The sequence below is a fragment of the Pseudomonas sp. TWR1-1-4 genome, from assembly GCF_049897165.1.
GTDB lineage: Bacteria > Pseudomonadota > Gammaproteobacteria > Pseudomonadales > Pseudomonadaceae > Aquipseudomonas > Aquipseudomonas canadensis.
Map to the genome: position 1 here is coordinate 107,200 of NZ_JAFCVS010000004.1, position 17,146 is coordinate 124,345.

Annotated in this window: 16 protein-coding genes; 7 read left to right on the plus strand and 9 right to left on the minus strand. The window is 62.5% G+C overall.

Annotated features, from left to right (window positions below):
* Nucleotides 1-194: 194 nt before the first annotated feature.
* Complete coding sequence (locus ACP7C6_RS12585) at nt 195-959, plus strand: response regulator (protein WP_122686770.1); 765 nt, start codon at nt 195-197, stop codon at nt 957-959.
* Entirely contained in the window at nt 959-1,993 is a 1,035-nt protein-coding gene (locus ACP7C6_RS12590) for a sensor histidine kinase (RefSeq protein WP_068932539.1), read from the plus strand. Before ACP7C6_RS12585 ends, ACP7C6_RS12590 begins: the two co-directional genes overlap by 1 nt.
* Here the strand turns inward: ACP7C6_RS12590 and ACP7C6_RS12595 are convergent.
* The 9 genes from ACP7C6_RS12595 to ACP7C6_RS12635 all read right to left on the minus strand — a co-directional run bounded on the left by ACP7C6_RS12595 (nt 1,990) and on the right by ACP7C6_RS12635 (nt 9,836).
* Nucleotides 1,990-3,051 (minus strand): AI-2E family transporter, encoded by a 1,062-nt coding sequence (locus ACP7C6_RS12595; RefSeq protein ID WP_016979537.1) that lies wholly within the window; start codon nt 3,049-3,051, stop codon nt 1,990-1,992. The two genes, ACP7C6_RS12590 and ACP7C6_RS12595, sit on opposite strands and share 4 nt — an antisense overlap.
* 72 nt (nt 3,052-3,123) lie before the next feature.
* On the minus strand, nt 3,124-3,942 hold the full coding sequence (locus tag ACP7C6_RS12600) for a DUF4892 domain-containing protein (RefSeq protein ID WP_426108818.1): 819 nt from the start codon (nt 3,940-3,942) through the stop codon (nt 3,124-3,126).
* A 102-nt stretch (nt 3,943-4,044) separates the two neighbouring features.
* Nucleotides 4,045-4,899: an alpha/beta hydrolase gene (locus tag ACP7C6_RS12605; RefSeq protein ID WP_122686759.1), complete on the minus strand. Its 855-nt coding sequence runs from the start codon at nt 4,897-4,899 to the stop codon at nt 4,045-4,047.
* Entirely contained in the window at nt 4,896-5,699 is an 804-nt protein-coding gene (locus tag ACP7C6_RS12610; protein ID WP_068932545.1) for an alpha/beta fold hydrolase, read from the minus strand. Before ACP7C6_RS12610 ends, ACP7C6_RS12605 begins: the two co-directional genes overlap by 4 nt.
* 97 nt (nt 5,700-5,796) lie before the next feature.
* Nucleotides 5,797-6,240, minus strand: coding sequence for a hotdog fold thioesterase (locus tag ACP7C6_RS12615; RefSeq protein WP_028615732.1), 444 nt, complete (start codon nt 6,238-6,240; stop codon nt 5,797-5,799).
* A 31-nt stretch (nt 6,241-6,271) separates the two neighbouring features.
* The gene (locus ACP7C6_RS12620; RefSeq protein WP_426108819.1) at nt 6,272-7,921 is read right to left on the minus strand and encodes an AMP-binding protein; all 1,650 of its coding nucleotides are present in this window, start codon (nt 7,919-7,921) and stop codon (nt 6,272-6,274) included.
* An 85-nt stretch (nt 7,922-8,006) separates the two neighbouring features.
* Nucleotides 8,007-8,456, minus strand: coding sequence for a phosphohistidine phosphatase SixA (gene sixA, locus ACP7C6_RS12625; protein ID WP_353631648.1), 450 nt, complete (start codon nt 8,454-8,456; stop codon nt 8,007-8,009).
* Nucleotides 8,453-8,800 carry a DUF4389 domain-containing protein gene (locus ACP7C6_RS12630; protein ID WP_028615729.1) on the minus strand — a complete coding sequence of 116 codons (348 nt, stop codon included), beginning with the start codon at nt 8,798-8,800 and terminating at the stop codon, nt 8,453-8,455. The genes sixA and ACP7C6_RS12630 overlap by 4 nt, the downstream gene beginning before the upstream one ends.
* Before the next feature lie 10 nt (nt 8,801-8,810).
* Nucleotides 8,811-9,836 carry an NAD(P)H-dependent glycerol-3-phosphate dehydrogenase gene (locus ACP7C6_RS12635; protein ID WP_028615728.1) on the minus strand — a complete coding sequence of 342 codons (1,026 nt, stop codon included), beginning with the start codon at nt 9,834-9,836 and terminating at the stop codon, nt 8,811-8,813.
* A 195-nt stretch (nt 9,837-10,031) separates the two neighbouring features.
* On the opposite strand from ACP7C6_RS12635, the gene ACP7C6_RS12640 reads away from it, so the two are divergent.
* From ACP7C6_RS12640 to fabB, 5 genes are all read left to right on the plus strand, one after another.
* Complete coding sequence (locus ACP7C6_RS12640) at nt 10,032-12,152, plus strand: TonB-dependent receptor plug domain-containing protein (RefSeq protein WP_323625025.1); 2,121 nt, start codon at nt 10,032-10,034, stop codon at nt 12,150-12,152.
* A 1-nt stretch (nt 12,153) separates the two neighbouring features.
* Nucleotides 12,154-13,083 carry an ABC transporter substrate-binding protein gene (locus ACP7C6_RS12645; RefSeq protein ID WP_028615726.1) on the plus strand — a complete coding sequence of 310 codons (930 nt, stop codon included), beginning with the start codon at nt 12,154-12,156 and terminating at the stop codon, nt 13,081-13,083.
* Nucleotides 13,080-14,981: an ATP-binding protein gene (locus tag ACP7C6_RS12650; RefSeq protein ID WP_028615725.1), complete on the plus strand. Its 1,902-nt coding sequence runs from the start codon at nt 13,080-13,082 to the stop codon at nt 14,979-14,981. The genes ACP7C6_RS12645 and ACP7C6_RS12650 overlap by 4 nt, the downstream gene beginning before the upstream one ends.
* A gap of 249 nt (nt 14,982-15,230) precedes the next feature.
* Nucleotides 15,231-15,746: a 3-hydroxyacyl-[acyl-carrier-protein] dehydratase FabA gene (gene fabA / locus ACP7C6_RS12655; RefSeq protein WP_010211704.1), complete on the plus strand. Its 516-nt coding sequence runs from the start codon at nt 15,231-15,233 to the stop codon at nt 15,744-15,746.
* A gap of 11 nt (nt 15,747-15,757) precedes the next feature.
* Nucleotides 15,758-16,978: a beta-ketoacyl-ACP synthase I gene (gene fabB, locus ACP7C6_RS12660; protein WP_016979549.1), complete on the plus strand. Its 1,221-nt coding sequence runs from the start codon at nt 15,758-15,760 to the stop codon at nt 16,976-16,978.
* The last annotated feature ends 168 nt before the right edge of the window (nt 16,979-17,146 follow it).

Genomic DNA, 17,146 nt, shown 5'->3' on the forward strand with positions numbered 1-17,146 from the left:
CCGATGATCGGTAAATACTGACCAAGCGCCATCGGGCAGGCATTTACGGGCAATTATTTCAAAGCTGATACATTCACGACATGCCCCCAACACGCCCCACCGCTAGCCTCGCTCGCACGACCCACCGACCAGCACTTCCAGCCATGGGGCTGGACGCCTATGCTGACCGCAACGACCAGGCAGATGATCGCATTATGCAGACCCCTTCCGTCTCTGTGAACGACGAGCAAAAAGGCACAGTGATCGCCGATGACAAGCGCTGGAACACCCGCGCGCTGATCGTTGACGACGATGTACCGATCCGCGAACTGCTGATCGACTACCTCGCCCGTTTTGGCATCCTGGCCACCGGCGTCACCGACGGCACCGCCATGCGCCAGGCCATGCAGGCTGAAACCTTCGATGTGGTGGTGCTCGACCTGATGCTGCCCGGTGAAGACGGCCTTTCGCTGTGCCGCTGGCTGCGCGCGGAGTCGGACATTCCGATCCTGATGCTCACCGCCCGCTGCGAGCCGACGGACCGCATCATCGGCCTGGAACTGGGCGCCGACGACTATATGTCCAAGCCGTTCGAGCCGCGTGAGCTGGTAGCGCGCATCCAGACCATCCTGCGCCGTGTGCGCGATGACCGCACCGAACAGCGCGCCAACATCCGCTTCGACAATTGGCGTCTCAACAGCGTATTGCGCCAACTGGTGGCCGACGATGGCCTGGTGGTGCCGCTGTCCAACGCGGAATTCCGCCTACTGTGGGTCTTCATCGAGCGCCCGCGCCGGGTGTTGAGCCGCGAACAATTGTTGGATGCCGCCCGTGGCCGCTCCATTGAAGCCTTTGATCGCAGCATCGACTTGCTGGTGTCGCGCCTGCGGCAAAAACTCGGGGACGACCCCAAGGCCCCGCAATTGATCAAGACCGTGCGCGGCGAAGGCTACCTGTTCGATGCGCGGGATATCGGTTGATGCGCAACGCCTTCAACACGCTGTTCGGTCGACTGTTTGGCGTGTTGCTGGTGGCGATTGTGCTGGCCCACGTGCTGGCGATCTCCTGGTTTCGCTATTACGGCCCGCCCCCGCCGCCGCCACAGGAAACCTTTGTCGAACAGCCTGACGGCACGATGAAGCCCCTGCCCAAGCACAAGCGACCGTGGTTTGGCGGCCCGGTGGTGCCGCTGACGTTCCAGTTCATCTCGTTGATCATCGCCGCCTGGTACGGCGCCAAGCTGCTGAGCCGGCCGATTCAGCGCCTGAGCGAAGCCGCCGAGCGCTTGAGCCTGGACCTCGACAGCCCGCCCCTCGACGAGTCGGGACCGCGTGAAGCACAGCAAGCCGCGTCGACCTTCAACCTGATGCAACGGCGCATCCGCGAACAGGTCAGCCAACGCGCGCGCATGCTCGGCGCGGTCTCCCATGACCTGCGCACGCCGCTGTCACGCTTGAAACTGCGCCTGGAACAGATCGAAGACACCCGGTTGCAAGGCCAGATGCGCCAGGACCTGGACGACATGATCGGCATGCTCGACGCCACCCTGAGCTATCTGCACGAACAACGCACCAGCGAAACCCGACACTGGCTGGACGTGCAAGCGTTGGTCGAGTCCATGAGCGAAAACGCCCAGGACCAAGGCTCCGACGTACAATTCGCCGGCACCTGCGCGCCGCTGCAGGTGCAGCCGATGGCCTTGCGTTCGTGCCTCAACAACCTGATCGACAATGCCCTGCGCTATGCCGGTACGGCGCGCATCGAGCTGACGGACAGCCGCGAGGCCTTGGTGATCCGCGTGATCGACCACGGCCCCGGCATCGCCGCCGACAAGCGTGAGGCGGTGTTCGAGCCGTTCTATCGGCTGGAAGGCTCACGCAATCGCAACTCTGGCGGGGTCGGCCTGGGCATGACGATTTCCAAGGAAGCGGCCGAACGCCTCGGGGGTCGGCTGCACCTGGAAGAAACCCCCGGCGGTGGCTTGACCGCCGTGATGTGGTTGCCCAGGGCTTAAAGCGGTTTGTCTTCCCGTCGCCCCTGGGCCTGGGTCGCGCTCCAATCCATCAACAGGCTGTAGGCCACCGCCAGCAGGGTCGGGCCGATAAACAGGCCGATGAACCCAAAGGCGATCAAGCCGCCAAACACCCCAAGCAGCACGATCACCAGCGGCAGGTTGCCGCCACGGCTGATCAGGTAGGGCTTGAGCACGTTGTCCACGCCGCTGATGATGAACGTGCCCCATACGCCGAGGAACACCGCGTAGGTGTAGTCGCCCTTCCAGGCCAGCCAGGCCGTGGCCGGGATCCACACCAGCGGCGGGCCCATAGGGATCAGGCTGAGCAGGAAGGTGACGATGCCCAGCACCAACGCACCCGGCACGCCGGCGATCCAGAAGCCGATCAACGCCAGCAGGGCTTGCGCGGCGGCGGTGCCGATCACGCCATTGACCACCCGTTGCACCGTGCCGGCCACCAGTTCGATGTAGTAGCCGGCGCGATCGCCGATCAAGCGTTCCAGCAGACGGTGGACGAACATCGCCAGGCGCGGCCCGTCCCGATAGAAAAAGAACACGAATACCAGGCTCAGGGTCAGTTCCAGAATCCCCCCACCGATTTGCGCACTGCGCGCCAGCAACCAATTGCCGACCTGCCCCAGGTACGGCTTGATGCTGACCATCAACGCTGCACCCTGCTGATCAATGCTGTCCCACATGCCCACCAGCCGCTCGCCGACAAAGGGGATCGAGCCGAGCCAGGTAGGCGCTTCCGGCAAGCCATCGACCTGAATATCCTTGATCAATGCGGTTGCATCGCGCACATGGTCCGCAAGGTTGAAACCCAGCCACACCAGCGGCAGCGCCACCAGCAGCATCCAACCCAACGTCAGGATGCCGGCAGCCAAGGATTCCCGGCCACCCAGCCAGCGGGTCAGCAGGACCATCAGCGGCCAACTGGCAAACGCCAGCACCGCGCCCCAGAACAGCGCCGACCAGAACGGCGCCATCACCCAGAAGCTGGCACCGAACAGCACCAGCAGCAGGATTTGCACCAGTAGGCGATCGTTATTGAGCATGTAGGATCTCGAAAGGAAGACTGTAGGAAGACAGCTTAGGCGAACGGCGCGGGTCCGTTCGCCCTGTTACGCCTAGCGTATCAGATGCAGGTGCAGGCCCTTGGCGTCACCCGTGCCGGTTTCCATGCGTGCAGCGCGCACGCCTTTGTCGACCAGCGCCTGGCGCCAGGCTTCGGCGGTCGGGCCAGTCAGGCTGACGCGCAACGTGGCATCCAGGTTCAGGCCACGGGAAATCAGGGTCAGCCAGGTGTCGTCAGGGTCGCCGCCCAATGCAGGGAAATCCAGTTCGCCGGTGCTTTTCAATTCACGCAGCAGGGTCGCCGAGGTGGGTAGCAGCTCGGCCAGCGGCGCGCTGGCATCCAATTGCTCCACATGCAAATAGGCGCGGCGGTTGCCACGGGTGATGCCGTACAGCGCCACCAGGGAGTTTTCCTGCGGCGCCGCGAGGCGCAGCAGCAGGTATTCCTGCTGGCCGTCGGCGCCGACCAGCTTGGCGTTGCCGAACACTTCATTGGCCCACAGGCTGCTTTCACCGCAATCCCGTGCCTGGCACCAGAACAATAACTGCGCGCCCTTCTCCTGCAAGGCTTCACGCGTGGCCGTGAACGCGGCGCTGGAGCTGTGTTCGGCGGGCAGTTCATAGGTGATGGCGGTGGTCTGGCCGCGGGCGATGGACTGGCCTTCATAACGCAGTTGGCCGCTGATCTTGCGGATCGCGCCCATGGGGTAGATACGTTCTTTTTCTTCGGCGGGGCGGTAGTCGACAATTTGCGAGTCGACCTGACGGGCCACGGTGGGCAGGTCCTGGCTGCCTGGTACGTCGGCGGCGAATACCAGTGGGCTCAAAAGGCTCAAGCCCAGGATACGGATACATCCTTTACGCACGCTCATAAGATCAACGAGCCCTGGCCATCGGAGGTCGCAGCGGTGTTGAGTTTGTTCATGGTTGACTCCCTTTCAATCCGCCCAGCCTCGGCAGTTGACCGCCCCAAGTCAAGGCGCGGAGAAGAACCGATTGAAACAGTCTGCAACAAGGACCGCGCCGGACTCTTCATTCAGGTGTAAATGGTGGCCGCCTGGCAGCGTGGTTACGGTAAAGGGTAACTGGGAAAGCAATTCGGAATGTTTCGCCAGCATGCCGTCGGCAGCGACCACCAACTGGGTAGGGCAACTCACGCGTCGCACGAAAGCCATCGCCTGTTCCTCAGTCAGGCGAACCGGTGAGGCCAGGGTCAAACGGCTGTCGCTACGCCAAGTGTAACCACCCGGCACCGGCATCAAACCGCGCTGCGCCAGCAGTTCGGCGGCTTCGCGACTGACAGCCACCACGCCTTTCATGCGTGCCTCGACCGCGCGATCCAGGGTGCTGTAGACCGGCTTGCGCTTGTCCTGCAGGTTCAATTGCGCCTGCAAGGCCATGCCCAGCCGCTCGGCGGCATTCTCACCGCTGGCGGTCGGCGGGATCACACCGTCGATCAATCCCAGGTGCGTCACACGCTCCGGCAACGCGCCGGCCAACACCAAGGACACGATGGCGCCGAGAGAATGGCCAAGTAATGCAAAACGTTTCCAACCCAGTTGTTCAGCGACTTGCAGCACGTCAAAGACGTAATCCCACAAGGCATAACCGGCACCGGTAGGACGATGCGCCGAATGCCCGTGCCCAGCCATATCCAGCGCAACGATGCGCAACCCCTGGAGTTTTGGCGCCAGCCGCGCAAAGCTGTTGGCGTTGTCCAGCCAGCCATGAAGGGCGATCACCGGCAAACCGTCCTCGGGCCCGAACAAATGGGCCGCCAGTTCGATATGGGGCAGGCTCAGGCGCACTTCTTCAACCGGGGTGCTCATGCGCAGTTGCGCTCGCGGGATTCCCAGCGGGAGAACAGGTTCTTGATCAGCGTCGCGGTGTCTTGGGGCCGTTCAAGAGGAAACATGTGGCCGCCGGGCATGGTGAGCATTTCGCCCATGGGCAGGCGCCCGACGCCGCTGGCGTGGTGACGCATCACCACCCTGCTCTGCCGGCCGCGCACCACCGCCAGTGGCACCTTCAACTGGCGCACTTGGCCGGGGCTGGTGTGGGGCACGCCACGGTAGATGCTGATTTCGGTGGCCGGATCGAAACGCAGCCGCAGGCGATCGCCCACTTGCAGCAGGCCGTGTTGCAGGTAGGCGTCAAAGCATTCGGGGTCAAAGCCACGGAACAGGGTTTTGCCGGAGAAATAGCTGCGCGCCGCGTCCAGGTCGCTGAATTCTTCTCGACGGCCCAAGGTGCGCCCGGCCGGGGTCAGCCGGTCGATAAACCCGAAGCGCTTGGCCGCGCGAATCACCCAACGGTCGGCGCGGGTCAGCACTGGCGAATCCAGCATGACCACGCCACGGTACAACTGCGGGCAGCGCATGGCCGCGTGCAGGTGCAACACACCGCCGAGGGAATGGCCCACGCCCCACACTGGTTCCGGTTGCTGCTCCAGGTGGTGGATCAGCTCGTCCACCAGGTTCTGCCAGTTATCGTCCACCGGAAACCGGGGGTCGTGACCGTGCTGTGGCAGATGAGCCACCGCGTACTCCGGAGCCAGAGCGGCGAACAACTTGCCGTAGGTGGCCGAGGGGAAGCCATTGGCGTGAGCAAAAAACACGTGCTGCGACATACCGGATCCATTTACAAAAACAGAGATTGATTGTCACCATGCCCGGCCGGCACAGCAATGACTGTAACTGCCAGGAATGATGACACTCACGCCACACCTATCGTGCCGGCGGGTTCTCGCCCAGCGGCACCACGGCCATGGTCAGGCGCGACACGCAACTGGCCTTGCCCTCATCGTTGGTCAGGCGGATGTCCCAGACCTGGGTAGTGCGGCCAATATGGACGGCCTTGGCCACCGCTGTCACCCGCCCGCTGCGCACACCGCGCAGGTGGTTGGCGTTGACCTCCAGGCCCACGCAATAAAACTTGCTCGGGTCGATACACAGATAGGCCGCCATGGAGCCGACGCTCTCGGCCAACACCACCGAGGCGCCGCCATGCAGCAAGCCGTAGGGCTGATGGGTGCGATGGTCGACCACCATGCTCGCGGTCAGGGATTCGTCGTCGAAGCTTTCAAAACGGATGTCCAGCAGTTCACCGATGGTGTTTTTCTGGATTGCGTTGAGTTGCTCGATATTCGGTTGGGTGCGCCACAGGCTCATGGAGAGTGTCCTTATTGGTTTTATTACGGCCCTAATCCTGCCACAGAACGGTTTCGGAACGCTCGCTCCATGTCTGGAAATATTCGCCGTAACTCGATTCGATCACGTTGCGCTTGATCTTCAAGGTCGGCGTCAGGAAGCCGTTCTCTACCGCCCAACTGTCTTTGACCACCACCAATTGGCGTAGGCGCTCATGCTTATCCAGCGCCCGGTTGACCTGTTCCAGCCAGCGCTCCAGGCTGGCACGCAGGGTTGGCAAGTCCTCACTCATTGCCGATAACACGCACAAGCCTATCGGCGCGATCAATCCATCACCCACCACGCACACCTGCTCGATACGCGAATGCTCGGCCAAGCGATTTTCAATCGGCGCCGGCGCCACGTATTTGCCTTTGCTGGTCTTGAAGATCTCCTTGAGCCGTCCGGTCAGGCGCAAACGCCCCTCGGCGTCCTGCTCGCCTTTGTCGCCCGTGCGCAGGAAACCCTCGGCGGTGATGGTTTCGGCGGTTTTCTGCGGGTCCTTGTAGTAGCCGAGCATGGTCGCGCCGCTGCGGACCTGGACTTCGCCTGTCGGGTCGATACGCACTTCCACCCCGGGGCACGGCAAGCCGATCCAACCGAGGGTCTGCTGGCCGGGGCGGCAGACATGGGAGTAGCCGCAACTCTCGGTCATGCCATACACCTCAAGCACATCCAGGCCCAGGCGTTGATACCAGCGCAGCAACGCCTCAGGCACAGGCGCCGCTCCCGAAAGCGCGATACGCAACGCGTCCAGGCCCAAGCCGGCGAGTACCTTGTGGCCCACACGCTTACCGATGAAGGGCAGGCGCAACAAGGTGTCCAGGCGCTTTGCGGGAATCTTGGCGTAGACGCCGATCTGGAATTTGGTCCAGATACGCGGCACGCCAAACAGTGCGGTCGGACGTGCCCTACGCAGGTCCGTCAGAAACGTCTCCAGGCTTTCGGCGAAAAACACGGTTTGCCCGGTATAGATCGAGGCCATCTCGACAAACATCCGCTCCGCCACATGGCACAGCGGCAGGTAGGACAACAACCGGTCGCCCTCACCCAAGCCAAACAACTCCGTACCACGGGTGGCGGCAAACCCCAACGCGCCGAAGGTGTGCATCACGCCCTTCGGCAGGCCAGTAGTGCCGGAGGTATAAATGATGGTGGCCAGGTCCGAGGCCGCAGGTGCCGGCTCATCCTGGATCGGCGAGCAGGCTTGCAGATCGGCCCAACTGAAATCGAATTCGCCCGCTGGGCACAACGGCAGGCTGATGGTCGGCACATCCGCAGGCACGCCGGGCGCCATGGCTGGCCAATCATCAAGCTTGCCGATAATCACCAGCGCCGCCTCGGAATGGGTCAGCACATGGGCGACAGAATCAGCGGTGAGATTGGGATACAGCGGCACCGAGACATGCCCGGCCATCCAGATCGCCAGGTCGGCAATGATCCAGTGGGCGCAGTTTTTCGAAATCAGCGCAATGTGCGAGCGGGGAGGCAACTCCCGGGCGCGCAGCCAGTGCGCGGCGCAGCGGGCCTGGTGGCCGACGTCGCCCCAGGTGAGGCTTTGCACGTCGCCACCACCGACCGGCTGCACCAGAAAGGTTTGGCGCGGATGTCGCGCTTCACGTTCGAAGAAGACCTGCAACGGCAAACGAAAAGCGACGGGCATGGGACGCGCTCCTTTGTGGTCCGACGATAGCCAACCAAGCACTTGCTTGGTTGACTATATAGCACACACAAAGCCGCGATAAAGCCTACGGGTTGTTCACACTGACCAAGCTCATCAGCCCCGCCAGCGGGAAATCCCCTTCCAGTTCCGCCAGGCTGGCGGTGTGCATCGGCTGCGGCTGGCGCTGGTGGCCGTGCTGCAGAAAGCTGATCAGGCTGCCCACCAACGGCTGGTGGCTGACCAGCAGCACATTGTCATCAGTGTCGAGCTTTTCCAGCACCTGCGACGGATTACCCTCGGGCGTCAGCCACGGCACTGTGCGAATCTCAGGCTCAAAGCCCAAGGCCTCACGCACCAGCTGCGCGGTCTGCTGCGCCCGCACATAGGGGCTGGCAATGATCGCGCTGAGGGGCTGGCCGATCAGTTGCGCAGCACTGCGCAACACTTCGGCGCGGCCATGCTCGGTGAGGTTGCGCTCGGCATCGGTACGCGCCTGCCCTTCGGCCTCACCGTGGCGCAGGATCCACAGCTTCACAGTTTCGGCTCTTCATCGCGCACCGGGTGTGGCGCCGGCGGCACGCTGTGGGCGGCTTCGCCCTCGGGTGCGCGCGGGGTCGGCCAGTCGGCGAACGGCCACGGCTTCTGGTCGGTGTGGAAGCTGCCGAAGCGGCCGATCTGCGCCAGGAACTGGCTGAGGCTGTCGCCAAAGTTCATCAGGCCCAGGTTCGGGGCGCCGTAGACCAGGCGGTAGATCAACTGCACCACCACCAGCGCGCCGAGCAGGAACTGCGCCACTTGCCACACCAGGGCAAACACCAGCATCCACAGAATGCGCAGGCCAATGGATTCGTACTTGGGAGCTGCTTTCGGATCGTTCATGACGCGTTCCTCAGTTGAAACCACTGGTGGAAATAAAGTCGACATCGGTTTTCGGCTCGGCACGCATCAGCAACTCGATGACCTGGTCCAAGGTGCGCCCTTCAAACAGGATCGCGTGCAACCCGGCGACCAGCGGCATATACACACCGACTTCCTGGGCCTTGGCCTTGAGCACCTTGAGCGTGTTGACCCCTTCGGCGACTTCGCCCAGGCGCGTGACCGCGTCTTCCAGGCTCAGGCCCTGGCCAAGGGCGAAACCCACCTGGTAGTTGCGGCTTTTCGGTGAGGAGCAGGTGACGATCAAGTCGCCCACGCCCGCCAGACCCAGGAAGGTCATTGGGTTGGCGCCCTGGTTCACCGCAAAGCGGGTCATCTCGGCCAGGGCGCGGGTGATCAACATGCTCTTGGTGTTTTCGCCCATGCCCAGCGCGACGGCCATGCCGGCGATGATCGCGTAGACGTTTTTCAGCGCACCGCCGAGCTCGACGCCAAAACGGTCGCTGCTGGCATAGACGCGGAAAGTGCGGCCATGCAACACGGCCTGGACACGTTCGCAGAGTTCTTCGTCTTCACTGGCGACTACGGTGGCGGTCAACGCGTGTTCGGCCACTTCCCGTGCCAGGTTCGGCCCGGACAGCACGCCAATGCGCGCTTGGGGAGCGATTTCCTCGAGGATTTCGCTCATCAGCTTGAAGGTCTGCGCCTCGATGCCCTTGGTCAGGCTGACCAGCAACTTGCCGGCCAGACGCTCGGCGTGGGGCGCCAGCACCGAGCGCAAGGCGCTGGAGGGCAGCGCGACGAAGCACAGGTCGCACGCCGTGAGGGTTTCGAGCAGGTCGGTGACCGGCTCGACCGCCGGATGAATCTTGATGCCTTTGAGGTAACGCGGATTTTCCCGGTGCACCCGAATGGCCTCGGCCTGTTCGGGGTCGCGCATCCACTGGCGCACAGCGTGGCCGTTCTCGGCCAGCAGGTTTGCCACGGCGGTACCAAAACTTCCGCCTCCCAGGACCGCAATAGGGCGCTGTTCAGTCATATGCAATCCGTTAATCCATACCAGTGGCGATGGCGGCATTATACGGGCCGACCCGCTGGCGGCCAGCCCCCGTATCAATTCGTGCGTTTGTCGGAAAATGCCACATTTACATGGAGTAATTGCAAGTCCGGCGACTGGCAAAAGGCCCCACCTCAGTTAACATGGGCGGCTATCCGCAATTATCAAGGCCGTGCCGTGTATTTGGGCCCTCCTCCCCGTTCATCTCTGTGGCTGATGCTGTTGTGCTGCGCGCCTGCCATGGCCGACGACCTGTTCCTCGACAGCCAGCCGCTGCCCCAGGTATTGACGGCCACGCGCCTCAAGCAATCGGCCGCCGCCGTGCCCGGCAGCATGACCGTGATCGACAGCGAGCTGATCAAAGCCAGTGGCGCGCGGGATATCAGTGAGTTGCTGCGCCTTGTGCCGGGGATGATGGTCGGCTACACCAGCGGCAATCAGGCGGCGGTGAACTACCACGGCACCAGTGCCAGCGATGCGCGGCGCATGCAGGTGTTGATCGACGGCCGCTCGGTGTACCGCGCGGGCCTGGCCACCGTGGACTGGAGCGACATTCCGGTGGCCATGGAGGATATCGAGCGCATCGAAGTGTTCCGTGGCCCCAATACCGTCAGCTACGGCGCCAATGCCTTGATGGCGGTGGTGAACATTCTTACGCGCTCGCCGGCCAACAGCCACGGCACGCGGGTAAAAGTGGTACGCGGCGAACGCGGCATCAATGATTTCTATGCCAGCCAGGGCGCGGGCTGGGAAACCGGCGACTTGCGCCTGTCCCTGTCCGGGCAGCAAGACGACGGCTTCGACAGCGATGCATCCGGGGCCGACCGTCGTGACAGCCGCCGCCTCAGCCGCTTCAGCCTGGCGATCAGCCAGACGCTGAACACGCAGCAAAGCATCGACTTGCAACTGGATGCGAAAGAAGGCACAAACCAGCGACCGTATACCTACAGCCCGGTCTTTGCCGGGATTACCGAGGGCGGTAACAATTCCGACGTTACCGCCAAGGATTATGCCGGCTCCCTGCGCTGGAACTTCGACTTCAACCCGGATCACAGTCTGTATATCCAGGGCTCCGCCCAGCAGTGGGACCGCCAGCAAATCTGGAAGGCATGTGACGCCAAGGTCTCGTTCAGCCCCGAGCTGACCCAGTTGTGGCAGATGAATCCCAACTACGCCGAACTGCTGGCCCGGCACATGGACACCTACAGCCAGGGCAGCGCACCACCGGGCAGCGCAGCCGAGCAGGCGTTGGCCAACCAGGTGCTGCAACAGTGGCGCGACGGTGCCAGTCAAAGCGTGTGCGGCGACATCGACCAGAGCACCCGCGAAAGCCGCTACGACCTGGAGATTCAAGACACCCTCAGCCTGTCCGACAGCCTGCGCCTGGTCAGCGGCATGAACTACCGCTACGACCGCGCCGACTCCGACACTTACTTCAACGGCACGTTGGACGACACCACCTGGCGCCTGTTCGGCCAGTTGGAGTGGCGCGCCAGCGAGCATTGGCTGCTGCAAGGCGGCGCCATGTATGAAGACACCCACCTGAGCGGCAACTCGCTGACGCCACGGGTGGCGGTCAACTACCTGATCAACCCGCGCCACGGCCTGCGTGCGGTGTACTCCGAAGCGATCCGCTCGCCGGACATGTTCGAGAACAACGTCAACTGGAGCTACCGCGTCACCAACCTCAGCTCCCCGGCCTACGGGCAGACCACCGGGCAATACTTCGTAAAGACCCGGGGCCCGGGTAACCTCGATAAAGAGATGATGAAGTCACGGGAACTGGGGTACAACGGCTTCTTTGCCGACATCGGGCTGAACATGGACGTGAAACTGTTCTACGACGAGATCACCGACATGATCAGCTCGCCGCTGCGCAATAACCAGTACATTGCCAGCAACGCCAACAGCGCCCGGTTTACCGGCGCAGAGTCCCAATTCGACTGGCGTGTGAGCAACGCCGACCGCCTGCGGCTCACCTATGCTTACGTCGACGCCAGCACCAGCAACCCGCTGGACAAAGCCCAGACCGCGCGCAACAGTGGCTCCGCCGGCTGGTTGCGTGAGTGGGGCCAGGGTTGGTCCAGCGCGCTGTTCTACTATGGCGATGACGCACTCAACCAATATCGCTTCGAACGGGTCGACCTGCGGGTCGCCAAGCGCATTGCCCTGGGCAAAGCCAACGTGGAGCTGGCCGGCATGTTGCAAGAACGCCTCGACAACCAGCCCACCACCTGGGCCGACAACAATTATGACCATCGCCACGTGCTCTACTTCAGTGCCGAGCTAGAGTTCTGACATGGGCGACTCGTCACGGATGACTGGCGTGTTGATCACTCGGCTTTGGCGGCGTGCCGTGCTGCTCGCCTGCCTGCTGTTGGCCGCGCCGGCGTGGAGTGCCGATATCCTGCTGACCGCCGCTGAAGACGGCGCCGGTGTGCAAGCCTTTGCCCAGGCCCTGGCACAGCAACGCCCCGAAGACCGTGTCACCTTTACAGCCCTCAAAGACTTGCCGGCACCCGGCCGCCTGCCGGCAACCACGCGCTTGATCCTGCTGGACCTGCCCGGCCTCGACTGGCGCCTGCAAGAGCCTCAGGGCCCACCGACCCTGGTGCTGCGCATCAGCCGCCTGCAAGCCCATCAGCGCCTGGGCAGCATGCCGCACCCACGCATTAGCCTGCTGTGGAGCGACCCGCCGCTGGATCGCCAATTGCGCCTGATCGCGGGCATCCTGCCGCAGGCGCGGCGTATCGGCGTGCTTTATGGCGCCGACAGCGAATTCCTGCTGCCCGAGCTGAAACAGCACTCCACCTCGCTAGGCCTGGAGATCGTGCCCCAGCTCTGGGACAACATTAATGACAGTCGACCGCTCCAAATCCTGTTCCGCAACAGTGATGTGCTGCTCGGCCTCGACGACCCGCAGCTGTACAACCCGAAAACCGCGAAGAACCTGTTGCTGAGCAGTTACGCCCAGCAATTGCCGCTGATAGGCCCGAACGCGGGCTTCGTACGAGCCGGCAGCCTGGCCAGCACCTACAGCGACCAGGCTGACTGGCTGGCCGTGCTTGACCGTCTACTCGACCATTCGCCGGCCAACTGGCCGCGCTCGCTGTACCCGGATCGCTTCAAAGTCGTGGGCAACCCGCAAGTCGCGCGCTCACTGGGGATCGAACAGGTGGACGAAGCCAGCGTCGCCACCCGATTGGCCGAAGGAGAAAAACGCCCATGACCTTGCGTCGTCGTTGGGACATCAACACCCGTACCCAGCTCATCACCCTGGGCCCGGCGCTGTTGCTGACGTTGCTGTTGATCAGCTTCTTCACCTTTGTGCGTATCCAGGATTTGCGCCAGGAACTGGACCACACCGGCCAACTGATCGCCAACCAACTGGCGCCGGCCACCGAATACGGGGTGATTTCCGGCAACAATGACGTGCTCGACAGCCTGTTGCGCGCGACGCTGGCCACGCCGCACGTGCGCTTCCTGGAGATCCAGGACAGCAGCGAGAATATCCTGGTGTATGTCGAGCAACCGTCGGAGAAGCACGACCGCTCACTGTCGGTGAAAGTGTTCCAGGCACCGATTCGTCTGCAACACATTCAACTGGGTAACGATTTCTTCCAGGACAACCTCAACGAATCCAAGGCACCGCGCGCCGATTACCTGGGCCGGGTGATCGTCGGCATGTCCAACGACGCGTTCAGCCAGCGCCAGCAGGAGATCCTGTTCAAGGCCGGCATCCTCGCGCTGTTTGCCCTGCTGTTTACCTTCCTGCTCGCGCGGCGCCTGGCCGCCAGCCTGTCCCAGCCGATCAGCGCCATGGGCCATGCGGTGAAGGCGATCCAGCAAGGCGACTACCAGACGCCGCTGCCGATTGTGGATGACTCGGAGCTGGGCGACCTGTCGCGGCATATCAACAACCTTGCCGAAGGCCTCAACCAGGCCAGTCGCGAACAACAGCAGGCCATGGCCCAGTTGATCCAGACCCGCGAAGAAGCTGAGCGCGCCAACAACGCCAAGTCGGAGTTCCTGGCGATGATGAGCCATGAACTGCGCACGCCCATGAATGGCGTGCTGGGCATGTTGCAGTTGCTGGAAACCACGGAGATGACCGAGGAGCAGACCGAGTACGCGGCACTGGCTTCGGAGTCCACCGAGCATTTGCTCAAGGTGATCAACGATATCCTCGACTTCTCGCGTATCGAACGCGCCGCCCTGGAACTGGAGCATATTCCGTTCAACCTGGCGGACCTGATCAACAGTTGCGCGCAGGCCTTCCAGCACAGCGCCCAGCAACGTGGGCTGGCGCTGAAACTGGCGATCCCGCTGGGGATGGACGCCTTGCAGGTGCAGGGTGACCCGACGCGGATCCGTCAGATCCTGGTGAACCTGATCGGCAACGCCTTGAAGTTCACCGAGCACGGCAGCGTCAGTGTCGAGCCCCACTGGCAGACCCTCGACCATGAACTGGTGTGGTTCACGTGCACCGTGCGTGACAGCGGCATAGGCATTTCCGCCGAACGCCTGGAGGCGATGTTCGACGCGTTCCAGCAGGCTGACAGTTCCATTTCAAGACGTTACGGCGGCACCGGCCTGGGCCTGCCCATCGCCCGCACCCTGGCCGAACGCATGGGCGGCACCCTGCGTGCCCAAAGCGAAGAAGGCCGCGGCTCGGTGTTTACCCTGGAAATTCCCCTGGCCATCGACCAGCACAGCGTGCCGCCGATTGCCAGCGACGCCGACGGCAAAGCCGGCGCGGGTGATGGTCGTCATGTGCTGCTGGTGGAAGACAACCCGGTCAACCGCACGGTGGTTGAGGCCATGCTGCGCAGCCTGGGCTTCGAAGTGAGCCTGGCCACCGACGGCGCCGAAGCGATCCGCAGCGCCGAGAGCCTGATTTTCACCGCAATCCTGATGGATTGTCGGCTGCCGGTCATCGACGGCTATGAAGCCACCCGGCAAATCCGTCAGTTACCGGGCTGTGCCGATCTGCCGATCATCGCCCTGACCGCCAACGCTTTACAGGGCGACCGTGAAGCCTGCCTGGCAGCGGGAATGAACGATTACCTGGCCAAGCCGTTCAAACGCACGGATTTGCAGCAAATCCTGCAGCGTTGGGTGCAATAGCGCCGCGCCATCAGCCAACTCCGACTGGCGTGAAAGGCGAAAGTGCGGCAGTCTTAGGCACCCGAACGGGCCCATAAACAGGCCCGGTTTAAAATTTCAGTGAACAAGTGTACATTCAGTGCCTTGCCGCTGTGACTTTCACTACAACGCAATAGTCTATGTGTAGGCTGCCGACATGAGGCATGAACGCTTCATTCGGTTCGGGAAGATTTACCCTACCCTGCCGCATGGGATTATTGAGGAGCTCGCATGACCAAACAAAACGCCTTTACTCGGGAAGACCTGCTGCGCTGCAGTCGCGGTGAGCTGTTCGGCCCAGGTAACGCGCAACTGCCCGCCCCGAACATGCTGATGGTGGATCGCATCACCCATATCAGCGAAGAGGGTGGCAAGTACGGCAAAGGTGAATTGGTCGCCGAGCTGGATATCACCCCGGACCTGTGGTTCTTCGCCTGCCATTTCGAAGGCGACCCTGTGATGCCAGGCTGCCTGGGCCTTGACGCCATGTGGCAACTGGTCGGTTTCTTCCTCGGCTGGCAAGGCCTGCCGGGCCGCGGTCGTGCCCTGGGTTCGGGCGAAGTGAAGTTCTTTGGCCAGGTCCTGCCGACCGCCAAGAAAGTCACCTACAACATTCAAATCAAGCGCGTCCTCAAGGGCAAGCTGAACCTGGCCATCGCCGATGGTTCGGTGAGCGTCGACGGTCGCGAGATCTATACTGCCGAAGGCCTTCGGGTCGGCGTATTCACATCCACTGACAACTTTTAAGGGTTATCCGCATGCGCCGCGTCGTTATCACTGGTCTGGGCATTGTTTCTTGCCTGGGCAATGACAAAGAGACCGTCACCGCTAACCTGCGTGCAAGTCGCCCTGGCATCCGCTTCAACCCGGAATATGCCGAAATGGGTCTGCGTAGCCAGGTTTCCGGCTCCATCGACCTGCCCCTCGAAGAGCTGATCGATCGCAAGATCTATCGCTTCGTCGGCCACGCTGCCGCCTACGCCTACCTGGCGATGAAAGACGCAATCGCCGACTCCGGCCTGAGCGAAGACCAGGTCTCGAACGTACGCACCGGCCTGATCGCCGGCTCCGGCGGCGCATCGACCCTGAACCAGATGGAAGCGCTGGACATCCTGCGCGAAAAAGGCGTGAAGCGTGTCGGCCCGTACCGTGTCACGCGGACCATGGGCAGCACTGTGTCGGCCTGCCTGGCCACGCCTTTCCAGATCAAGGGCGTGAACTACTCGATTTCCTCCGCCTGCGCCACCAGTGCACACTGCATCGGTACTGCGGTTGAGCAGATCCAGTTGGGCAAGCAGGACATCGTGTTCGCCGGCGGCGGTGAAGAAGAACATTGGAGCCAATCGTTCCTGTTCGACGCCATGGGCGCACTGTCCACCCAGTACAACGAAACCCCGGAAAAGGCCTCCCGCGCCTACGACGCCAAGCGTGACGGTTTCGTCATCGCCGGCGGTGGCGGCATGGTGGTGGTCGAGGAGCTGGAACACGCTCTGGCCCGTGGTGCCAAGATCTACGCGGAAATCGTCGGCTACGGCGCCACTTCCGACGGCTACGACATGGTTGCCCCAAGCGGTGAAGGCGCCATCCGTTGCATGCAGATGGCCATGTCCACTGTAGATACCCCAATCGACTACCTGAACACCCACGGCACCTCGACTCCGGTCGGCGACGCCAAGGAAATGGAAGGCGTGCGTGCAGTATTCGGCGACAAGGCTCCGGCCATCAGCTCTACCAAGAGCCTGTCCGGTCACTCCCTGGGCGCCGCCGGCGTTCACGAAGCGATCTACTGCCTGCTGATGATGGAAGGCAACTTCATGGCCGGTTCGGCCAACATCGACGAGATTGATCCGGTGGTGGCTGACATGCCAATCCTGACCAAGACCGTTGAGAATGCAAAAATCGACACCGTGATGAGCAACAGCTTCGGCTTTGGTGGCACTAACGCTACCCTGGTGCTGAAACGCTGGCAGGGTCAGTAAGACCTGTAGCTTGATTGCATGAAAAAGCCCCGACTGGTTCGGGGCTTTTTTGTGGGTAATGGATTTGAGACCGAGTCGGCTTCATCGCAGGCAAGCCAGCTCCCACATTTGAAACGCATTCCCCCGTGGGAGCTGGCTTGCCTGCGATAGCGCCAACTCGGTACCCGG

Coding starts and splice junctions, on each gene's coding strand:
- ACP7C6_RS12585 (WP_122686770.1), top strand. CDS start 195: ATGCAGACCCCTTCCGTCTCTGTGAACGACGAGCAAAAAGGCACAGTG.
- ACP7C6_RS12590 (WP_068932539.1), top strand. CDS start 959: ATGCGCAACGCCTTCAACACGCTGTTCGGTCGACTGTTTGGCGTGTTG.
- ACP7C6_RS12595 (WP_016979537.1), bottom strand. CDS start 3,051: ATGCTCAATAACGATCGCCTACTGGTGCAAATCCTGCTGCTGGTGCTG.
- ACP7C6_RS12600 (WP_426108818.1), bottom strand. CDS start 3,942: ATGAGCGTGCGTAAAGGATGTATCCGTATCCTGGGCTTGAGCCTTTTG.
- ACP7C6_RS12605 (WP_122686759.1), bottom strand. CDS start 4,899: ATGAGCACCCCGGTTGAAGAAGTGCGCCTGAGCCTGCCCCATATCGAA.
- ACP7C6_RS12610 (WP_068932545.1), bottom strand. CDS start 5,699: ATGTCGCAGCACGTGTTTTTTGCTCACGCCAATGGCTTCCCCTCGGCC.
- ACP7C6_RS12615 (WP_028615732.1), bottom strand. CDS start 6,240: ATGAGCCTGTGGCGCACCCAACCGAATATCGAGCAACTCAACGCAATC.
- ACP7C6_RS12620 (WP_426108819.1), bottom strand. CDS start 7,921: ATGCCCGTCGCTTTTCGTTTGCCGTTGCAGGTCTTCTTCGAACGTGAA.
- ACP7C6_RS12630 (WP_028615729.1), bottom strand. CDS start 8,800: ATGAACGATCCGAAAGCAGCTCCCAAGTACGAATCCATTGGCCTGCGC.
- ACP7C6_RS12635 (WP_028615728.1), bottom strand. CDS start 9,836: ATGACTGAACAGCGCCCTATTGCGGTCCTGGGAGGCGGAAGTTTTGGT.
- ACP7C6_RS12645 (WP_028615726.1), top strand. CDS start 12,154: ATGGGCGACTCGTCACGGATGACTGGCGTGTTGATCACTCGGCTTTGG.
- ACP7C6_RS12650 (WP_028615725.1), top strand. CDS start 13,080: ATGACCTTGCGTCGTCGTTGGGACATCAACACCCGTACCCAGCTCATC.
- fabA (WP_010211704.1), top strand. CDS start 15,231: ATGACCAAACAAAACGCCTTTACTCGGGAAGACCTGCTGCGCTGCAGT.
- fabB (WP_016979549.1), top strand. CDS start 15,758: ATGCGCCGCGTCGTTATCACTGGTCTGGGCATTGTTTCTTGCCTGGGC.